At 67.1% G+C, this 18,685-nt stretch carries 17 protein-coding genes and 3 pseudogenes; 9 read left to right on the plus strand and 11 right to left on the minus strand.

What is annotated here, in order from left to right; translation table 11 throughout:
* The first annotated feature begins 78 nt into the window (after positions 1-78).
* Complete coding sequence (locus ABZS37_RS19675; protein ID WP_355170809.1) at positions 79-609, plus strand: hypothetical protein; 531 nt, start codon at positions 79-81, stop codon at positions 607-609.
* 100 nt (positions 610-709) lie between these two features.
* Here the strand turns inward: ABZS37_RS19675 and ABZS37_RS19680 are convergent, their stop codons facing one another.
* The 4 genes and pseudogenes from ABZS37_RS19680 to ABZS37_RS19695 form a co-directional block, all read right to left on the minus strand.
* Positions 710-2,380, minus strand: a complete 1,671-nt coding sequence (locus ABZS37_RS19680) for a CotH kinase family protein (RefSeq protein WP_355170811.1) — start codon at positions 2,378-2,380, stop codon at positions 710-712.
* Positions 2,380-3,057 (minus strand): DUF4956 domain-containing protein, encoded by a 678-nt coding sequence (locus ABZS37_RS19685; protein WP_355170813.1) that lies wholly within the window; start codon positions 3,055-3,057, stop codon positions 2,380-2,382. Before ABZS37_RS19685 ends, ABZS37_RS19680 begins: the two co-directional genes overlap by 1 nt.
* Before the next feature lie 3 nt (positions 3,058-3,060).
* Positions 3,061-3,996, minus strand: a complete 936-nt coding sequence (locus tag ABZS37_RS19690) for a polyphosphate polymerase domain-containing protein (protein ID WP_355170815.1) — start codon at positions 3,994-3,996, stop codon at positions 3,061-3,063.
* A gap of 297 nt (positions 3,997-4,293) precedes the next feature.
* Positions 4,294-4,440 (minus strand): annotated as a pseudogene (locus ABZS37_RS19695) (DNA-binding response regulator); the annotation flags it as partial.
* 201 nt (positions 4,441-4,641) lie between these two features.
* Here ABZS37_RS19695 and ABZS37_RS19700 point away from each other — a divergent pair.
* The 5 genes from ABZS37_RS19700 to ABZS37_RS19720 all read left to right on the plus strand — a co-directional run bounded on the left by ABZS37_RS19700 (position 4,642) and on the right by ABZS37_RS19720 (position 6,962).
* Complete coding sequence (locus tag ABZS37_RS19700) at positions 4,642-5,007, plus strand: STAS domain-containing protein (protein ID WP_355170817.1); 366 nt, start codon at positions 4,642-4,644, stop codon at positions 5,005-5,007.
* Positions 5,008-5,192: 185 nt separating this feature from the next.
* Complete coding sequence (locus tag ABZS37_RS19705) at positions 5,193-5,810, plus strand: STAS domain-containing protein (RefSeq protein ID WP_355170819.1); 618 nt, start codon at positions 5,193-5,195, stop codon at positions 5,808-5,810.
* Positions 5,811-5,877: 67 nt separating this feature from the next.
* On the plus strand, positions 5,878-6,231 hold the full coding sequence (locus ABZS37_RS19710; protein ID WP_355170821.1) for a GlsB/YeaQ/YmgE family stress response membrane protein: 354 nt from the start codon (positions 5,878-5,880) through the stop codon (positions 6,229-6,231).
* Positions 6,232-6,291: 60 nt separating this feature from the next.
* Positions 6,292-6,591: a BON domain-containing protein gene (locus tag ABZS37_RS19715; RefSeq protein WP_355170823.1), complete on the plus strand. Its 300-nt coding sequence runs from the start codon at positions 6,292-6,294 to the stop codon at positions 6,589-6,591.
* A 38-nt stretch (positions 6,592-6,629) separates the two neighbouring features.
* Entirely contained in the window at positions 6,630-6,962 is a 333-nt protein-coding gene (locus ABZS37_RS19720; RefSeq protein WP_355170825.1) for an STAS domain-containing protein, read from the plus strand.
* A 222-nt stretch (positions 6,963-7,184) separates the two neighbouring features.
* On the opposite strand, the pseudogene ABZS37_RS19725 reads toward ABZS37_RS19720, so the two are convergent.
* A pseudogene (locus tag ABZS37_RS19725) lies at positions 7,185-7,391 on the minus strand (hypothetical protein); the annotation flags it as partial.
* A 240-nt stretch (positions 7,392-7,631) separates the two neighbouring features.
* Between ABZS37_RS19725 and ABZS37_RS19730 the strand changes: the two are divergent.
* From ABZS37_RS19730 to ABZS37_RS19740, 3 genes are all read left to right on the plus strand, one after another.
* Entirely contained in the window at positions 7,632-9,974 is a 2,343-nt protein-coding gene (locus tag ABZS37_RS19730) for a non-reducing end alpha-L-arabinofuranosidase family hydrolase (protein WP_355170894.1), read from the plus strand.
* Positions 9,975-10,059: 85 nt separating this feature from the next.
* Complete coding sequence (locus ABZS37_RS19735) at positions 10,060-11,475, plus strand: ricin-type beta-trefoil lectin domain protein (RefSeq protein WP_355170827.1); 1,416 nt, start codon at positions 10,060-10,062, stop codon at positions 11,473-11,475.
* A gap of 1,252 nt (positions 11,476-12,727) precedes the next feature.
* Positions 12,728-13,099 carry a hypothetical protein gene (locus ABZS37_RS19740; protein ID WP_355170829.1) on the plus strand — a complete coding sequence of 124 codons (372 nt, stop codon included), beginning with the start codon at positions 12,728-12,730 and terminating at the stop codon, positions 13,097-13,099.
* 142 nt (positions 13,100-13,241) lie between these two features.
* On the opposite strand, the gene ABZS37_RS19745 is transcribed toward ABZS37_RS19740, so the two are convergent.
* The 6 genes and pseudogenes from ABZS37_RS19745 to ABZS37_RS19770 all read right to left on the minus strand — a co-directional run bounded on the left by ABZS37_RS19745 (position 13,242) and on the right by ABZS37_RS19770 (position 18,409).
* Positions 13,242-13,481: a hypothetical protein gene (locus ABZS37_RS19745; RefSeq protein ID WP_355170831.1), complete on the minus strand. Its 240-nt coding sequence runs from the start codon at positions 13,479-13,481 to the stop codon at positions 13,242-13,244.
* Between the two features lie 208 nt (positions 13,482-13,689).
* Positions 13,690-14,649 (minus strand): NAD(P)H-binding protein, encoded by a 960-nt coding sequence (locus ABZS37_RS19750; protein ID WP_355170833.1) that lies wholly within the window; start codon positions 14,647-14,649, stop codon positions 13,690-13,692.
* A gap of 277 nt (positions 14,650-14,926) precedes the next feature.
* The gene (locus tag ABZS37_RS19755; RefSeq protein WP_355170835.1) at positions 14,927-15,391 is read right to left on the minus strand and encodes a transposase family protein; all 465 of its coding nucleotides are present in this window, start codon (positions 15,389-15,391) and stop codon (positions 14,927-14,929) included.
* A 337-nt stretch (positions 15,392-15,728) separates the two neighbouring features.
* A pseudogene (locus ABZS37_RS19760) lies at positions 15,729-16,529 on the minus strand (S-methyl-5'-thioadenosine phosphorylase); the annotation flags it as partial.
* Between the two features lie 88 nt (positions 16,530-16,617).
* Entirely contained in the window at positions 16,618-17,127 is a 510-nt protein-coding gene (locus ABZS37_RS19765) for a hypothetical protein (RefSeq protein ID WP_355170837.1), read from the minus strand.
* Entirely contained in the window at positions 17,120-18,409 is a 1,290-nt protein-coding gene (locus tag ABZS37_RS19770; RefSeq protein WP_355170896.1) for a molybdopterin-dependent oxidoreductase, read from the minus strand. The genes ABZS37_RS19765 and ABZS37_RS19770 overlap by 8 nt, the downstream gene beginning before the upstream one ends.
* Between the last annotated feature and the right edge of the window lie 276 nt (positions 18,410-18,685).

Consider the following 18,685-nt stretch of genomic DNA (forward strand, 5'->3'; position numbering starts at 1 on the left):
GGAGGTGGTGGGAGTTACATGGGCCGGTGTGCCGCAGAACGTTTCCGACCTTGGCGGCACGACGAGGATGGAGGAACTGTGTCTCTGCGTACGCGGCAGTCTCCCCGCACGCGATGGACCCTGGCGCTGGTCGCCGGGTCGGCGGCGCTGCTCATGGTGGCCGGTTGCGGCTCGGATGATGAGGGTGGATCGAGCGACCCCGACCAGGCCTCCGCAGGCGCGCCGGAGGGAGTTTCGGCATACCTCGGCTGCCTGCGCGACCAGGGCATCGACATCTCGAACACCCTTCCGTCGGGGCGTCCGAGCGGGTTCCCGTCCGGCGGGCCAGGCGGCGGACGGATGGATGGCTTCCGGCCTCAAGGGGTCGACGACGCGACCTGGCAGAAGGCACAGGATGCCTGCGCGTCACTGCGACCCACCGGCGGTCCGGGAGGCAACGGCCCCGGCGGCCCGGGGGGCGGCAACCGCGAGGCCAGTGCTGCCTACCGCAACTGCCTTTCCGATCGTGGTGTCGACCTTCAGGCCAACCCCGCTACGACCGACCCCAAGGTCGCCGCAGCCATGCAGGCGTGCGAGGTCCTCCGCCCGACCGCCACCGCCACGCCTTAAGCCGAATTGCCCGGTCCGATCTGCGGAAGACTGCGGGCGGCGGTTTGCCTGCATCACACACCGCCGCCCGCAGTGCCGCGCCGCGTAGCCGACTACCGCGTCACCCGCTGGTGATGACGCTGTCACTGGCGAGGTGCTCGGTGCGCTGCCGGACGAGCGTCTTCAGTTGTTCGACGTCCGCCGCGCTCTTCTGCTGGTCGTACCCCGTGACCGTGGACAGCACCTTGGCGATGGTCTCGACGGCGTTCGACGCGGTGCCATCCGCGTAGATCTTGCGGTAGAGCTCGCGGTACGCCTTCTCGTACACCGGCTTGAAGGCGGCGCTGGCGAGGAAGCGTTCCTTGAGCTTGTTGCCGCCGAAGCCGTTCGACCGACCCTGCGCATCGGCGGCGTCCCCGCCCGGACGCGGCATGCCCTGCGGCGGCTGCACGCCCTCAGGTGGTTGCATGCCCTCGGGTAGTTGCATGCCCTCGGGTGGGGCGCCTCCGCCCGGCGGGAAACGGCCGCCCATCCGACTGGGGTCGTGCGGGCCCTGGGTGGCGTCGCCGGTGAGGGTGAGGTTGTAGTCCCAGCCGACCACGGTGAACTTCTTCGTGTCCAGGTCGTACCAAAGGTAGTAGTTGCGGCCAGGGCCGGCCATGTCGTCGAAGTTGAGCAGTAAATTCTGCACGGCCAGGTAGCGGGCGAAGGCCTCTACGTTGACGTGGTCGTCCAGGTGGGCATCGAAGTCGGCGTTGCTGCTGGTATTCACCCACCTGATCAGGTTGATGACGGGCTGGAGATCCTGGCTGCCCTTCATCGTGATCTGTTTGAAGTCGTCGGTGTAGCTGGTCGGGTCGTCGCCCTGGTCGGTGAACTGGCCGGTGGCCAGGCTCTTGTACAGCACACCGTCGCCGCCCAGCGTGTCGGCGAAGCCTTCGTCTGGGTGCTCGACAATGAGCCGGGCCGTGGTGGGCCGGTCGTTGACGGTGAAACTCGAGTACGCGTACCGCTGGGCGGGCTCGGCGGCGGCGGCCAACACGTGCAGCGACACCGCCTCGTTGAGGACCGTGGTGCCGCCACCCATGCCGGCGACCCGCGCGGCGACCTCGCGGTGGCCCTGATAGCGGCGGCCCTCGACGAACTCGTCGAAGCGGATCAGCCACGGCAGGGTCTCCGGCTCCTCGGCCTTGAGCGACGCTTGGGCGAACCCGCCCGGACCCGCGCCGCGCCGCGCCTCGCCTTCCGGCGCACCCGCTGGCACACCGCCGGGTAAGCCCTCGGGTGGACCGTTGCCGCCCGGCTGAGGGCCCTGCCCACCACCTGGGGGACCACCAGGGCCGAATCCCCGCTGCCGGGCTTCGCCGTTGCGGGTCAGTCCGGCGAGAGTGGAGTTGCCTTTCAACCGGATACCGACGCTGGGAATGCGCGTTCCGTCGACCGTCAGGTCGGCCTCAAGGAAGCTCTTCTCGTTGTCCTCCCATAATTCGTCGAGCAGCCGCTGGTAGTCCTCGCCGCGGAAGGTCACCGTGATCCGATGAGCCACGGTCGCGTCGAACAGGTCCGTCGTCCCGCCGATGTTCTGGGTGACCTGGTCGGCAGAGGTGGCGCTACTGGTGACCAGCGGCGTGACCCGCACGGTGCTGAACACCACCGCGCAGACGAGGATGAACACCGCGCAGGCGGCAAGCAGCTTCCAGTAGTGACGCACCCGCACCGGAATCCGGTGCGCCAGCCGTCGCCGCACGGCGGCGGGCGGGGGCGCCGCCGACGGTGGTGCTGGTGGTGCCATCACAGGTCCGTCTGGTCGTAGCCGGTCAGCACGGTCACCCGCTGCCCACCGGTCCGCTCGCCGAGGGCCGTGATCAGGTCGCCGGGTCCGTGGCCCTTCTTGAGCCGGACGGTATACATCATCTCGGTCAGCGCACCACCGCGGATCGACTCCATGCTGACCAGCTCGAACTCACTGGTGTGCGCGATGAGAATGTCCTGGATGTTTGCGGTGTAGTCGCCGTCCGGCGGAACCTGAACCTTCACCACCTGCCGCTGGATGCTGGAGGCGAACCAGTTGAACCGGTACATCACCAGGATGATGAGACTGATCGCCACGGCGGCGACGATCGCCAGGGTGTAGAACCTGGTGCCGGCGGCCATGCCGACGCCCATCACCAGGAAGATGAAGCCGACGTCGCGGGTTTCCTTGATGGCGTTGCGGAACCGCACCACGGACAGCGCCCCGACGAGGGCGAACGCGCGGGCGATGTTCGACCCGACCACCAGCATGATCAGCGCGATGAGCATGCCGAGGATGACGAGGGTCTGCACGTAGGACTGGCTGTAGGAGACGTTGCGGTGGGTAAATCGGTAGACCCAGCCGATCATGGCGCTGAGCGCGAACGACAGCGACAGCGCGATCGCGATGTCGCCGACGCTGAACGTGCCGGACAGATCCTGGACGTCGAATGGCATGGGTCAGACCTCACTTTGGACAGCAGCCGGCACGGGGGCGTCGGCGGGGTCGTCATCGGAAACATGGAAAATCGATCGGGGTACGCGGCCGAACGCCTCGACGCTCTGGCAGTACTTCGAGATCCGCACCACCGACATGCTCAGCTCGGCCGCGAGGTCGGTGAGCCAGTACGGGACCCGCTCGTTCGCCTTCAGCTCCACGACGGCGAGCCGAGGCGGGACGATGAGCCGGTTCTCGGCGTCAGCACCGAGGTGGAAGTCGCGGTCGCGGCCACGAACCCGCTGATCGATGGTGACCCGGAGACCGGCCTCCGCGCCGCGACCGACGAACGCCTCACGCTGATAACCGGTCATCGCCACCGGGCGCAGGTCCAGCCGACAGAGCAGATCCAGGACCTCTTCGAGGAACGCCCGCTGGCCCGGCTCGTGCGCGACCATCTCCCGGCGGTCGCACAGGTCGCGAGCGAGGTGGTACGGCAACGCGACCCGGCGCTTCTGAGTGACCCGGTTGACCCGCTGCTTGATCTCGACGAACACCGTGCTGTCGTCGTTGACGGTCAACCTGTCGCCGTAGTGCCGCACCCGCAACTTGCGCCGAAATCGCAAGCCCTCGATCTTCTCCCAATAGAAGCGAAGATCACGAGTGTCGTAGTAGACGCTCCAGACGCCGTAGCCTCCGCCGACGCCGTGACTGTCGGCGTCGAGCCGGTTGGCGAGCGCCTTGCGCAGCACGGGCACGGCCGTGCTCGGCATCAGATACTTGATCTCGTAGCGGTTGAAGGCGTGCAGCCTGCTCGGTGCCCGCAGCGCGTGACCGACGTGATCGTCGCTGCGGCCTTCGGCCTGGTTGCCTGACAGGGTCGAACGGTCGGAGTCTGGCGGTTCACCGCCACCGGGGCGGTCCGGCGGCACGGTACGTCGTCGGAACGGCAGTCGCATCCTCGTAGCCCATCTGATTACGGTCGGGACGAAGGGGACGTAACCAGGTGGACCTCAAAGCAGCCTTTGAACTACATAGGAACTGGGAATGAACGCAGGGTGTATGACTGTTTGACGACTTTGATGATCAACCTTCATTCAGGTTGGCGCCGCCGCCGCACGACGGCGGCGCAGTGCTTGGCGAACGACACGTGGACGAGCTGCGGCATGGATCGACGACGATGTTCACCGAAACGACTGCGGTCAGCCCCCGCATCGGGTACGCCGACCGCGTCACCGTCGGCCAGATCTCCAGTTCACCGAGTCGGCCGGGTCGCGGCGCTGCGCGCGCAGGCCCTCCTCGGCGGTGGCCGCTCCGATCACGTCGTAGCCCTCCTCCTCGAGTGCGAGCAGCAACGCCAGGCGGATGCGGTCGTCGTCCTCGATCACCGGTACGCCCGTCATACCCGGCACCATCCCCAGGCCACCGGCCACCGGCCACCGGCCACCGGCCACGCCGGCTGGCGCATTTGTCACGCAACTGTCATAGATCCGCGCGGTGACTGCCAAGCACGCACGGCACGGTCGTAGGCGACCGGATCCGTGAAGGGGAGGAGCACGCTTGTGACCGGGCCACTGACTCCGACACCGTGCACGCTACCGCTGGTGGAGGTACACGTCACCGAACTCGACCTGGCCTGCCTGCCGGCGGCCGGAGCCGTGTTCGACCGGCTGCTGACCCTGCAACCCGGGCAGGTCGTGGTCGACCTGTCGGGCTGCCGGCACATCGATGCTGCTGCGATCGGCCTGCTGCTCGACGTACACCGGCGGCTGGCTGGTATCGACGGGGTGCTCACCATCCGCGATCCGAATCCCCGCATCGTGCGCATCCTGCACACCGCACGTCTCGACCGGGTCCTGCAGATCGTCATCAGTCCCCCGCCACTGCCGCCCGACATCCCAACAGCGCAGCGTGAACTCGACTCGACTCAGCCGACGCTGATTGCTCGTGGCCGAGCGTCGGTGAAGTGACCTCGCTGACGAGCCGGGTCAGTCAGGTCGGCGTCGGCGTGGTTCAGATACCAGCCGCCATTGGGCGGGGCGCCCCGGTTAGCGCCTGAAACCTCGATTCAGGTAGCCAGGCCATCGCTCCAGGCCTGCTCCGATGCCCGTGTCCGCTGCATCGGCGGGACAGGCAACTAGAAAGGACCAGCAGAATGACCGTCGTCCCGGACGACCACCTGATGACATTGATCTGCGACACCTGCGGCGACTCCGTCAGAGCCACCGCCTGCGTGCTCCCCGATGCCGAAGTCGTCTGGACCCTGGTGTCCGAACAGGGTTGGAGCGGCTCCCCCTTCGCCACCGGCCCGCACCGCTGCCCGCACTGCAGCCTGCTGCCAGTCTCTGACGGCGGCAACGCGTCGTGCGGCAAGCACGGTCCGGGCGGAATCCTCGGCATCGACCATCTCGACAACGTGACCGTCGTCGCCGCCACCGGGGACATCGACCTCGACACCGGCGACACACTGCGCGCCGCCCTGCGCCACGCGGCCGAAGTGGGAGGACACGTCGTGGTCGACCTGACCCGAGTACACATCATCGACTCCACCGGTCTCGGTCTCCTCGTCCGAGCGCACCGCGATGCCCGCGACCGCGGCGTCACGCTGTGCCTGGCCGCGCCGTCGCGGTTCATCCGCACCGTCCTGCACACCATGCGCCTGGACGGGGCGTTCCCGATCTTCGACAGCCGAGACGACGCCCTTGCCCAGCTATCCGCAGGAGCGCTCGGCGATCCCGTGGCCCCCACCGCCGCGACAGCCACCCGTGCCTGATCGGCGGCGACACCGTCCAGACGCTCCTGCGCGCCAGCAGCGGCAGGACGACATCTGAGGAGAGCACATGACGGTCGCCGGTCTCGTCACCGCGCTTGTGGTCGGCGTCGCCATCGGCTCGCTCCGCAGGTTCATCGTCCCGGGACGCCAGGAGGTCCCGATCTGGCTGACCGTAGCCGGTGGGGTTGTCGCAGCGCTGGCGGGCACCATCGTCGCGCAGTTGGCCGGCATCAGCACCGGCCCCCTCAATGTCCTGTCCCTGATCGTCCAGATCGGTTTCGCCGTCATCGGTGTGGCGCTGGTCGTCGCCACCGCCACACCCGGAGGGTCCCATTCGGCGAGGACCCGAACCGGGGTGACACGGGCACGAGGCGCCTCGGCCACCACTGAACGCAAGCCGACGAGAACGAAGGCCGCGTGATGTGGACGAACCGAAGCCAACCGTAGTTTGCGTCCGGCCGCCCAACCACAAGGAGTTCCCGTGTACATGCCATGGCCACCACCGGACGAGGACTGGTTCGCCGACACTTCGGACCAGCCCCCGCCGGACCACGAGGATCTACGGATTGAGGCGCTTGTCGCGCAGCGGTTGAGCAGCGACTGGACCACGCGGTCGCAGCAGATCAGTGTCGCCGTGCAGAACCGGGTCGTGATTCTCCTCGGCCTGGTGAGCGACACGACCGCGCGGCAGGTCGCCGGTGAACTCACCTGGGACGTGCCCGGTGTCTTCGACGTCTGCAACACGCTGCGGCTGGTAGGCCAGCGGCGCGGCCGTCGGTGAGCGAGGCCCGGGCCCGCACCCGCATACCTTGAGCCAGTGTGAATCGAGATGGACAGATCCTGCTGACACTGTCGATCACAGTGGCGACCCGTTCAGCAGGCGTGGTCGTACTGTTGCTCCGCGGCTCGATGCGTCTGGCGGACGTCGACAGCTTCCGGATGGCGCTGGCGCGGGTCCTGCATGCGCATCGCCCAGCCAAGGTTCAGCTGGATTTCGCCGCCGTGACGGAGATCGACTCGGGGGCCGCCGTGATGGTCACCGAAGCTGCACGGGAAGCGGCGCGGGGCGAAACGGCGGTCACGATCGTGGACGCCAGTTCGGCGGTGCATCAGCGGATACGACTGGCCGGTGGGGACGGCCTCCTGCGTTGAAGCGATGCGCTGGTCCCGGTCGATGAACGACCGGGACCAGCAGGTGGTGCGCTCAGGAGGCGGCGATGCCTTCCATGCCGATGCCGTCGGTGAACTTCGGCAGACCCTCCACGGTGGATATCCCGGTCGAGCGCGCGTAGAACGGCGGGCACTCGGCGTCGTCCATGTGCCGACTGACGTGGACGATGCCCAGTCCTCGTCCACCTCGGTGGTGATCGGGGTGTTCGCCACCTCCGGCGTGCCGATGTAGCCACGGTGCAGATAGGTCTCGTGGGACAGGTCCAGAAGGTTGTCCACCAGCAGGCCGTACCGCGCGTTCAACGGCTCGAACCCTGACCTTCCGATCCGTAACAGGCCCGAAACTACCGGTTGAAAAACCCGGAATCTTCTGCCAGCCTGAGAGCCATCGATCAGTGTGAACGTTAACATGATCCTTTTCACACCGGAGGCGCCTCACGCGACCGTCAGGCCACCCACCTGCCAGGTGACCACGTCCAGCACCTGAAGAGCCCAGCGCCCGCGACCACTTCCCGGCGGGTGAGCGGCCCACTCCTACCCCACCACTGGAGGATCAGCATGTTTTCCCGGACCCGTCCCACCGGGCGTACCCGACCACGAACACTCCTTCTTTCCGGAACTTCCGCGATAGTTGCGGTGCTTGTCGTGTCGATGCTGCCCAATCTCGCTCAGGCCGCCGAGACGACCCTCGGTGCCGCCGCAACCCAGTCCGGCCGATACTTCGGTGCCGCCGTTGCCGCGAACAAGCTCAGCGACAGCGCGTACACGACGATTTTGAATCGGGAGTTCAACAGTGTGACTCCCGAGAACGAGATGAAGATCGACGCGACCGAGCCGCAGCAGAACAACTTCACCTTCAGCAACGCGGACCGGATCGTGAACCACGCCACCTCCCGGGGTTGGAAGGTCCGGGGCCACACCTTGGCCTGGCACTCACAGCAGCCGGGCTGGATGCAGGGCATGGAGGGCACCGCGCTGCGCAACGCGATGCTGAACCACGTCACCCGGGTGGCCACCTACTACCGGGGCAAGATCGACTCGTGGGATGTGGTGAACGAGGCGTTCGAGGACGGTAACAGCGGCGCCCGTCGTAACTCGAACCTGCAACGCACGGGCAACGACTGGATCGAGGCGGCGTTCCGTGCCGCCGACGCGGCGGACCCGAACGCGAAGCTCTGCTACAACGACTACAACACCGACAACTGGACCTGGGCCAAGACCCAGGCCGTGTACAACATGGTGCGCGACTTCAAGCAGCGTGGGGTGCCGATCGACTGCGTCGGGTTCCAGTCGCACTTCAACGCCAACTCGCCGTACAACAGCAACTACCGCACCACCCTGTCCAGCTTCGCCGCACTCGGCGTCGACGTGCAGATCACCGAGTTGGACATCGAGGGCTCCGGCACCTCGCAGGCCAACACCTTCCGCAGTGTGGTCAACGACTGCCTGGCCGTGGCTCGCTGCAACGGGGTCACCGTCTGGGGGGTGCGCGACTGCGACTCGTGGCGGTCCAGCGGCACTCCGCTGCTCTTCGAGTGCAACGGCAACAAGAAGGCCGCATACACGGCCACCCTGGAGGCGCTGAACAGCGCCGGCCCCGGGCCCACCCCCACGCCCACCACGCCGGGGCCCACCCCCACCGTCCCACCCGGATCCGCCAACGAAATCGTCGGCACGCAGTCGGGCCGGTGCATCGACGTACCCAACGCCTCACGCGACAACGGCACCCGGGTACAGCTCTACGACTGCAACAAACAAACCAACCAGTCCTGGACATACACCTCAAGCAAACAACTACAGGTGTACGGCAACATGTGCCTCGACGCGGCAGGCTCCGGAAACGGCGCCGCAGTCCAGATCTACAGCTGCCACAACCAAACCAACCAACAGTGGAACCTCAACTCCAACGGCACCATCAGCGGCGTCCAGTCCGGACGGTGCCTCGACGCTTGGAGCACAGCCAACGGGGCACAGGTCCAGCTGTACGACTGCAACGGACAGACCAACCAGCAATTCACGCTCGTCTCCCTCGGCGGTCCCACCCAAACGCCTACGCCTACGCCGACGGCGCCGCCGACCGGCGGTACGTGTGATCTTCCGTCGTCGTACCGGTGGTCGTCGACGGGCGCGCTGGCGCAGCCGAGGTCGGGGTGGGTGTCGCTGAAGGACTTCACGCACGCGCCGTACAACGGCCAGCAGTTGGTCTACGCGACGACGCACGACACGGGTACGACGTGGGGATCGATGAATTTCGGTCTCTTCTCGAACTGGAACCAGATGGGGTCGGCGTCGCAGAACCAGATGCCGTTCGCGGCGGTGGCGCCGTCGTTGTTCTACTTCGCGCCGCGCAACCTCTGGGTGCTCGCCTACCAGTGGGGTCCGACCGCGTTCTCCTACCGGACGTCGACCGACCCCACCAACGTGAACAGTTGGTCGTCGGCACAGACGCTGTTCACCGGAAGCATCTCCAACTCCAGCACGGGCCCGATCGACCAGGCACTCATCGGCGACGACCAGAACATGTACCTGTTCTTCGCCGGAGACAACGGCAGGATCTACCGGGCCAGCATGCCCATCGGGAACTTCCCGGGCAGCTTCGGGTCGAACTACACGACGATCATGACCGACTCGACGAACAACCTGTTCGAAGGGGTTCAGGTCTACAAGCTCCAGGGCCAGAACCGGTACCTGATGCTCGTCGAGGCGATCGGAGCGAACGGACGCTACTTCCGATCGTTCACGGCCACCAGCCTGGGTGGTACGTGGACGCCGCAGGCCACGTCCGAGAGTAACCCGTTCGCCGGCAAGGCCAACAGCGGTGCCACCTGGACCAACGACATCAGCCACGGCGAACTGATCCGCAGCAACGCCGATCAGACCATGACCGTCGACGCCTGCAACCTGCAACTGCTTTACCAGGGGCGTTCTCCCAGCTCGGGCGGCGACTACGGCCTCCTGCCGTACCGGCCGGGTCTGCTGACGCTCCAACGCTGACGATCGGACAACGACGGGGCGGGCGTGCTGGCACATCACCGAACCCGCCCGCCCCTCACTCACCCATCACCAGGAGGTGCCGACAGTGCGAGGACACCCGCACCACCCCCCGCCCTCGGGGAGTACCCATACCGATCGAATCTCCCCTGGCTTTCGCGGACGGCTGTTCAAGCTCGCCGCGGCCGGCATCGCAGCCGCAGTCGGGTTGTTCACCCTGACGGTGACGACCGGGGCGGCATCGGCCGCCGACAACCCGTACCAGCGAGGCCCGGACCCCACCCGAACCAGCGTCACTGCCGTGAACGGCCCCTTCGCCAACACGTCGGTCAGCGTCCCGACCGGATACGGCTTCAACGGCGGCAGGATCTACTACCCCACCGACACCAGCCAGGGCACCTTCGGGGCCATCGCGATCTCGCCGGGTTACACCGCGTTGTTCTCCGCCGAACTGGCCTGGATGGGGCCGTGGCTGGCCTCCCACGGCTTCGTCGTGATTGGCATCGAGACCAACAGCCGCAACGACTTCGACACGGCCCGAGGCACCCAGTTGCTCGCCGCGCTCGACTACCTGACACAGCAGAGCCCGGTACGTGACCGGGTCGACCCCAGCCGGTTGGCGGTCGCCGGTCACTCCATGGGCGGCGGTGGCGCGCTGAGCGCAGCCATCCGGCGCTCGTCGTTGAAGGCAGTGGTCGGCATCGCGCCGTACTCGCCGTCGTCGAACCTGGCCAACGACCAGGTGCCCACGATGATCTTCGCTGGGCAGGCGGACACGGTGGTCACCCCGTCCTACGCCACCGGCCTGTACAACAGCCTCCCGGCCACGACGGAGAGCGTCTACCTGGAGGTTGCCGGTGCGGATCATGGGTTCATGGTCGGACGGTCGAACCCGGTGATGGTCCGAACCATGCTGCCGTTCGTCAAGATGTTCATCGACAACGACAGCCGGTACAGCCAATTCCTCTGCCCGCTGCTGGACTCCAGCGGCGTGGTGACCTACCGCAGCACCTGCCCGTTGCTGCCCTCGACGCCGACCACCCCGACGCCGACCCCCACCAACACCCCGACGACCCCGCCGACCACGCCTTCGCCCACCCCGACCACACCACCACCCAGCTCTGCGAACCAGATCGTCGGCACACAGTCGGGCCGGTGCATCGACGTACCCAACGCCTCCCGCAACAACGGCACCCGGGTCCAGCTCTACGACTGCAACAGGCAGTCGAACCAGTCCTGGACCTACACCGCAGGCAAACAACTACAGGTCTACGGCAACATGTGCCTCGACGCCGGAGGTACCGCCAACGGCGCCGCCGTCCAGATCTACAGCTGCCACAACCAAACCAACCAACAGTGGAACATCAACTCCAACGGCACCATCACCGGCGTCCAGTCCGGACGATGCCTCGACGCCTGGAGCACCAACAACGGAGCACAGGTCCAGCTGTACGACTGCAACGGACAAACCAACCAACAATTCAGGCTCGCGCCCCTCACCTGATGATCACGACCGACCCGACGAACAACCTGTCCAACGGCGTGCCGATCGACAAGCCACAAGGCAAGATCCAACAAACCTGACACAGGCAGCCGGACTGAAAACGGGCGGGCTCGGCGTCACGCCGGGCCCGCCTGGATCATGCGGCCAGATCAACGCGACTCCGGTCCGCTACGAGGGGTTACGCCGCACTCGCCACCGGCGCCCGCAATGAAGACCAGAGCAACGTCTACCGCGAGCTACGGCTCGCCCTCACTTACAACTCCGGTGAAAACAAAATCAGCGTCGAGGCTAAGCCCGACGCTGATTACTGTGGGATAACTGTGCGTATCCGAGGGCGACACGACCCGTTACCCCACCACCGATGACACTCTGCGCAACTCTGAAGCTCGCGCAAGTCTAGCTGTGGTGGTGACCGCTTCGGGTCCGCCGAAGAGGTCAACGTCGAGGAAGACCTGCCCACAGGCTTGCCGGTGGGATTCGGGTCTCAGCCGGCGCGATCCACACCGACCTCCACGACACCATCAAGAGCCATGCATCGATGCGGCTTGGCCTCGCGATTGACGTCGACAGGCCTCAGGTCGACAACCGGTACCAGCCCGGCGGGGAGCAGCGAAAACCCTGACCACTTCGATGCTCTCTGGGAGGTCACGCCGACCCGCTCGCCTACATCACCGCAGGCCAGCGCGCCATCCCTTGTCCGACCCCGGTGAACACTTCGGCCGCGGTGACCACTTCGCCAGCCTGCACCCAATCTGCACCCATCCGCAAGGCCAGGACATCCAACGGCTCCTTACCGCTGGGACCTGCGGATACTCCCTACTAGGCAACATAGATTGCCGTTGACTGCTGTTCGCTGCCGTTGAGTGCGCCGACGACTACGAGAGGCCCATCTCCCGGCGCGGTCGGTCGCGCAGGCAACGACCGAGCCAGGCTCGGGGCGGCAGTCCGGCCTTATCCACTCAATAGGTGACGCTCGCGAGTACGCCGAGCAACGCGAACGCATCCTCAGCGAGTTGCATACCAGGCGACTCCGGCCCATCGCTCTCACGGCTAACACCGCTCCAATGGCAGGCGGTGAGACGTTTCTTACCAACACCCCGTCATCCGTTTTCGACGTTTTGCATTGGTTCTCGACCTCAGTTGCGCCGGATCCGCGCTCGTTGATCTTGGCGCGCCGAATGTCGTAGCTCAGCCGGCCCGCCCATGGCATAGTCACATCTAAATATTGCTATGTACAGGAAGGGTGCCCGACATGAAACGACTCCTCTACAAGCTAGGGGTGGCCACGGCCGCCGCCACGCTCGCCGCGACCGCCTTGGTCGCCACACCCGCCCAAGCCGCCGGTCACGGCGAGGGCTGGTACGGGGTGTGGGCCTCCAACGTCAACGTCCGCCAGGACAGCAGCGAGCAATGCTACGACGCGCCCGCACCGTGGGCCTGCCCGAACATCCTCACCAAGGTCAGCGCCCCGCAGCAGGTGTACATCGTCTGCCAGAAGGCCGGCGAGACCGTTGGCGGCAACCCCTACTGGGTAATGGTCAGGGCCAATGGCGTGCAGGGCTGGATGGCCAGCTACTACACAAACAACGCGACCAACTGGATCGACGGCCTGGACATCTGCTGAGGCTTTCGCCGGGTTACAAAGATCCCCACCAGTGAAAACACGGGTTGGGGATCTTGCTCTTTGTGCCCTCGTCTGCGCGATCGCTGTTGCCTGTGGTTGACCGTTCGTGGCTCGTGATCACCGCCACTTATCCGACACCCGGTCAGCGAGCACGGCCACGGCGGTGTGAGGCCGACGGCCACCAACACCAGCAGGTCGCCGTGGGGCAGGCACGTCCTGGCGGCACCAGCAGGCCGACGTTGACGCCGGCCAGGTCGCTGCGCGCGGCGGCCACCAGTTCCGGTTGCCGGTCCAGGTCGGCGGCGTACGCAGTGACCGACCCGACCTGGTCGTGCTCGTGGCCGATACCGGGTCCGCTACGCGGACCCGACCCGGTGATCACCCAACCCGGCCAACGTTTGTGGTCACGGCACTAACTTGTCTTTTACCTCCCGCCCCACTCCATGGTCGGCCGTGGACAGCCCACTGCGTCACTTTGGCGTGACGACAGCGAGGGTCGTCCAGCGGGTCGGGTGCCGGCAGAGACGGGATCGAGCAGGCGTTCTCTGCGGCTATGAGAGTGCTCCGTTGCGTGGTGCGGCTGCCTTCGGTCAGCGGAATAGGTGGGCGTTCTCGACGGCCCATTCGTCGTATGTGCGTGGTGGGCGGCCGATGATCTCAGCGACGGAGGGGCGTTGCGTGAGGGTCCACTCGGTCAGTTCGGTCAGGCGCGCACCGTACTCCTCAAGGGCGTACAGCGTTACGTCGATGGCACCGTCGGGCCAGCCGTTGCGTTGCCAGACTGCCCGGCTTTCGGCGGCCGTCATGTCGATGCCGCGGATATCGCGGCCGATGGCGTCAGCGATGCTGCGTACTCGCGACCGGGTTGACAGAGGCAATCCCACAGCCTCGAGGATGCAGCCGGTGTAGCGGTCGGTGCGCATCACCGCCGCCGCGACGGCGGCCAGGTCGTCCTCGTGGATGAACGGGTAGTGCCCGTTGTCCAGAAAGGCTTCACGGACGGCGCCCTCGGCGCGGATCGAGTCGGGCCAGTCCGAGCCGGTGGCGGGATACGTACCGCTGATGACCGAGCCCATCACGGCTGATGGTCGGAGGTGCGTCCACACGATGCCGCAACGTTCCACAGCGCGTTCGATGGCTAGCCAGTACCAGGTCTCCGGCGGGTTCCACTGCTCGAACTCCGATCCGTGCGAGGACAGCAGCACGATCCGCCGGACACCGGCGTCACGAGCCAGCGCGAGCGTCGGTTCGACGGTCGCAGGATTCGCACCGGCCAGGAACATCACGTCTGCACCGGCGAAGATCCCGCCATCGGTCAACGGTTGACCGATGGAACCTGTCACCAGGTGGACATCGTTCGGCCAGTCGCTGCATTCGTCCGGCTCGGCCAGTACCCGCACCGAATCACCGTTCGCCAGCAACTGCTGGGCCAGGCGTCGCCCGACGAGACCTGTGGGGCTTTTGCCCTCGTCCTTGCTGGGGGCAACGACGGTGAGTAGCTTGACGCCCTCGGGGATCGGCCGACTCTGAAGCGGACGAGACGTATCCATGCAAGACCCTCCAAGTGTCGGCGGGGATCTTGCGCGTGATCGGTAAGCGGTAGGGGTGAACATCCCTGTGCTCCGCGATCAACGTTGCGGATCCAACTCCGCCGACCTTACCGGTACTGGTCGCCGGATGTCACGTCCGGTCGATGGGCGCTACCTGGGGCCGCCGGGAAACGGACGATCCCATCAAGTCGCCCGTCAAAGGAGTCAGGACGGCTGAGTGCGGCGCAATGAACTCGGCTAACGACCTGGTGCACGGTTGCCGGGAGGGTCAGTCACCTCATCGGCGGTGAGGTGCGGCTGGTAGGGCCTTGAGCGGCTTGGTGGCGTTCTCGGTCCGGTCGGTGTGTTGGTGGTCAGATAGCAGGCCGGCGATCGCGCGGATGGTGGCGTCGAAGTGTTCGCGTCGGCCGTGGTAGCGGGCCAGGATCCGCCAGTTCTTCAGGTGTCCGATGACATGTTCGACGCGGATCCGTTGCGACGAGTGCCGTTTGCGGGCCGCGTCGTGCGCGGCGGTGACGCTCGGCGGCAGTGACTTCTGGTGTTTGCGCAGCTTGGGCTTCGGTGTGATGACCACGCCGGCGGTGTCGGCGCCCAAGCCCTGGTAGCCGGCGTCGGCGAGGACCTGTACCCCGAGGGGCGCGTGGAGTAGGAGGTCGACAAGGCCGGCGGTCCTGCGGAGGCCCGCCCCACCACCCAGTGGGAAGTCGCTCGCCCTCCATGGCGAGGATCCACAACACCCCACCGGAACACCTGGTGAACGTTAGCGGACACCGCACTGAACGCCCCGCCACAACCAAGCGAGCAGCCGCTCACGATTCGGATCGAAGCCCGATCGGAATATCGGGTATCGCCCTCGCCGTGCCTCGGGCACGATGCCCTGGTGATGCTGCTGGTCCCCGCGGATCCTCTGCGGCCGCGCCGTTCCGACGACCACTTCGCCGCCGAAGTCGACGCGGCCCGCGCCGCCGGACTCGACGTCGCGCTGCCGCCGGCAATGTCAACGCTGGGGCCGGCTGTCACGGCCGGCCGGAACCCCGGCACGACCCCGCAGCCGTGGCGAGGTTCCGGATCTGCGGGTCGGGCAGCGGGAATGGGAGCGTGATGCCGTCAAGTGCGCGGGGGCAGAGGCAGTCCCGCTGCTCGGGCAGCCGTTCGGCAACGGAGAGCAGCAGGGTACGCAGCCGGGCCGTGTTCTCGCCGAAGACCCGGAACACCTCCTCCTGGGTTACGGCGTCGCCGCCTGCGACTCCGGCGTCAAAGTCGGTGACCAGCGCGATCGCGCTGTAACACAGCGCCAACTCCCGAGCGAGAACCGCTTCCGGGTGCCCGGTCATGTTGATGATCGAACCGCCGAGGCCGGCGTACCACTGGGATTCCGCCCGGGTGGAGAAGCGCGGCCCCTCCACGACGACCATCGTGCCTCCGTCGTGCGCGGCCATGTCGTGCCGCCGCGCCGCGGTCAGCACCGACGTGCGCCCGGCGGGACAGTACGGGTCGGCGAAGGAGACGTGTACCGCGCCTTCGTCGTAGTAGGTCTGGATGCGGCCGCTGGTGCAATCGATCAGCTGGTTGGGCACGACGAGCGTGCCCGGTCCGAGGTCGGGCCGGAGGCTGCCGACCGCGCACGGGGCGAGAATCTGGCGTACACCGATCGAGCGCAGCGCCCAGAGATTGGCTCGGTAGGGGATCCGGTGCGGCGGAAGCCGGTGGTCCCCCCCGTGCCGTGGCAGGAACGCCACCGAGCGGCCGGAGACCTCGGCCACCGTGATCGGATCGGAGGGCGGCCCGTACGGGGTGGAAACTGTGTGCTCGACGGCCCCATCGAGCAGGGCGTAGAGCCCGGAGCCACCGATGACCGCGATTTCGGCGAGAGGTTCCACCGCCAACCTTTCTCTGTTCTGCCTGCGGGTAGGACGGCTGTTGTAGTGCGGCGTGACGCCGGTGGTGACGGATGCCGTGACCGCCAGGTCACCCTGGCCCCAATGCACTCGGCGGCCCAGAGCGATGCCGCCACCGGGCCCACCTGATCACCCACACCGTCGCGCTGATCAGGAACAGCCCGCCGCTGATCGCCAGCCAGCGGGCGAGGTACGGAAATCGGTCCTGACCGGTCGCGGCCCGGTAGGTGTCCTCGCTCAGGCCGAGGATTCCGGGAAGGAAGACCAGGAAGAGCACCCCGGCGGCGAGCGCCGGTATTCGGACGTGGTTCAGCAGGCTGCTTCGCGCCGGTCCAACCTCGCGACCTCGGCCGCGGACCGCCCGACGCAGTGCGCGGTCCACGATCGCGTAGCAAGGAAAGAGGATCAGGTCGTGGGACACGACCGCGCCCACGAACCACAGCAGCATGCGGCCGGACGTCGCCTCTCCTGCCAGCCGCAGGACGACCCAGCCGGCGACGCCAAGACACAAGATCATGAACAGCGCGTGCCTCAGATCTGCGCCGTAGCCGGTTCGTAGGCGTGCGACGGCCTCACTCATCGCCGCGGCTCCGGAACTCGATGCGGGCCACCCATTTCGTGCAGTGGACGCCAGGCAGTGCCGGGACGATGACCCGCGCCGGATATCCGTGGTCGACGGACAGATCGGCGCCGTTGACCCGGAGCGCGAGCAGCGAATCGGGGTCGAGAATTTGGTTGGACTGCAGCGTCGCCTGCCGGAACAGGCCCGCGGATTCCAGCGACTGGACGTGCGCCGAGGCGGGATCGGTCACGCCGACGAGGACGGCCAGGTCGCGAAGCCGTACCCCGGTCCAGGTCTGCAGAGTCGACCAGCCCTCGACGCAGGCGATTGGCAGCCGGGCAGTGTGTTGGCCCATCGCCAACAGGGCGGCGCGATCGAGTTGGACGGTGCGACCGGCCCCGGTGAGCACCAGCTGCCAGTCCGGGCCGGTGTCCGCCGGTCGGATGCCGGCCGCCGCGGCGGTGCGGTTGATCTGAAAACCGTTCGGTCCCGCACCGGGATTCCGCCCACGCGGCAGCAGAAGGGCGGTGCGGCGAAGCGGGCCGTCGAGACTCTGCCCGACCGTCAACACCGCCAGCAGCAGCGAGCCGCCGCCGACCAGGGCTACCGCGCCGCGCCGGCTCAACGTGGCCTGTCCGGGAAGGGCAGGCACCAGTCCGTCCGGGTCGGCCGGTTCGGGCCGGGTCGCGGTGCGGGAGGTGTGCAGGACGTCCCGGACCGGGCGGGACCGCAGCGCGGAGACCAGCCGGGGCAGCTTCAGAGCGACGTGCGAGACGAGCGCGACGGTGAACACCCACGCACCGAAATAGTGCGCGCTGTAGAAGTCGAAGCCGAAGAGGTACGAGTACTGCATGTTGAGCAGGCCGGTGACTATCTGGAAAAGGATCCCGCCCACCAGGAGCAGCAGGGACAGTCGCTCCAACACCTGGGCCGCCGAGCGAGCCGGTGGCCAGTCGAACAACCTGGGGACCACCGACCAGAGCTTGGCGAGCACCACCGGGATCAGGACGATGCCGAGGCCGACGTGCAGGCCCTGGGTGAGACGGAACAGCCAGGACGGGCGGGTCGGCCAGTCGAACGGCGGTAGCCGCAGCCAGCCCACGTCGTGGGGAAAGGCTTGCCCGAATTGCGGCCCGTAGGCGGCATAGTCGAGCAGCCCGGTGATGATCACCACGGGGAGCGAGACGAGCAGCACCACGCCGAAGACGGACGTGAGCCAGGGGCCACGCAGCGGGCTACGCCATGCCCGCCGGACGGCTCGGGCGCCCGGTGCCGGATGCTGCTCCAGCGCCCGCCACAGCCGGGCCGGGAAGGCGACGCCGGGCGAGCCTGCAGGGCCGAGCCGGCGTCCGTCATCCGGCTGCCCAGAGTCCTCGGGGCCGGAACGTCGGGGAGTGCGGGCTGGCACTGGTTTTCTCCCTCGCCACCTCGGGGAACGCATCCCGGTCGAGCTGGAGCGCGTCCCATGACGCGGACGTCCGCGTGCCGCCCCTAGGGATGCAGGCTAGGAGATGCAGCCGCCACTCGGTCGTATTCGCGCCTTACGGAACACTTACCGGCTGGGATGGTCCGACGC

Source organism: Micromonospora sp. NPDC005413 (assembly GCF_040606435.1).
GTDB lineage: Bacteria > Actinomycetota > Actinomycetes > Mycobacteriales > Micromonosporaceae > Micromonospora.

Coding starts and splice junctions, on each gene's coding strand:
- ABZS37_RS19680 (WP_355170811.1), bottom strand. CDS start 2,380: ATGGCACCACCAGCACCACCGTCGGCGGCGCCCCCGCCCGCCGCCGTG.
- ABZS37_RS19685 (WP_355170813.1), bottom strand. CDS start 3,057: ATGCCATTCGACGTCCAGGATCTGTCCGGCACGTTCAGCGTCGGCGAC.
- ABZS37_RS19690 (WP_355170815.1), bottom strand. CDS start 3,996: ATGCGACTGCCGTTCCGACGACGTACCGTGCCGCCGGACCGCCCCGGT.
- ABZS37_RS19705 (WP_355170819.1), top strand. CDS start 5,193: ATGACCGTCGTCCCGGACGACCACCTGATGACATTGATCTGCGACACC.
- ABZS37_RS19710 (WP_355170821.1), top strand. CDS start 5,878: ATGACGGTCGCCGGTCTCGTCACCGCGCTTGTGGTCGGCGTCGCCATC.
- ABZS37_RS19730 (WP_355170894.1), top strand. CDS start 7,632: ATGCTGCCCAATCTCGCTCAGGCCGCCGAGACGACCCTCGGTGCCGCC.
- ABZS37_RS19740 (WP_355170829.1), top strand. CDS start 12,728: ATGAAACGACTCCTCTACAAGCTAGGGGTGGCCACGGCCGCCGCCACG.
- ABZS37_RS19750 (WP_355170833.1), bottom strand. CDS start 14,649: ATGGATACGTCTCGTCCGCTTCAGAGTCGGCCGATCCCCGAGGGCGTC.
- ABZS37_RS19765 (WP_355170837.1), bottom strand. CDS start 17,127: ATGAGTGAGGCCGTCGCACGCCTACGAACCGGCTACGGCGCAGATCTG.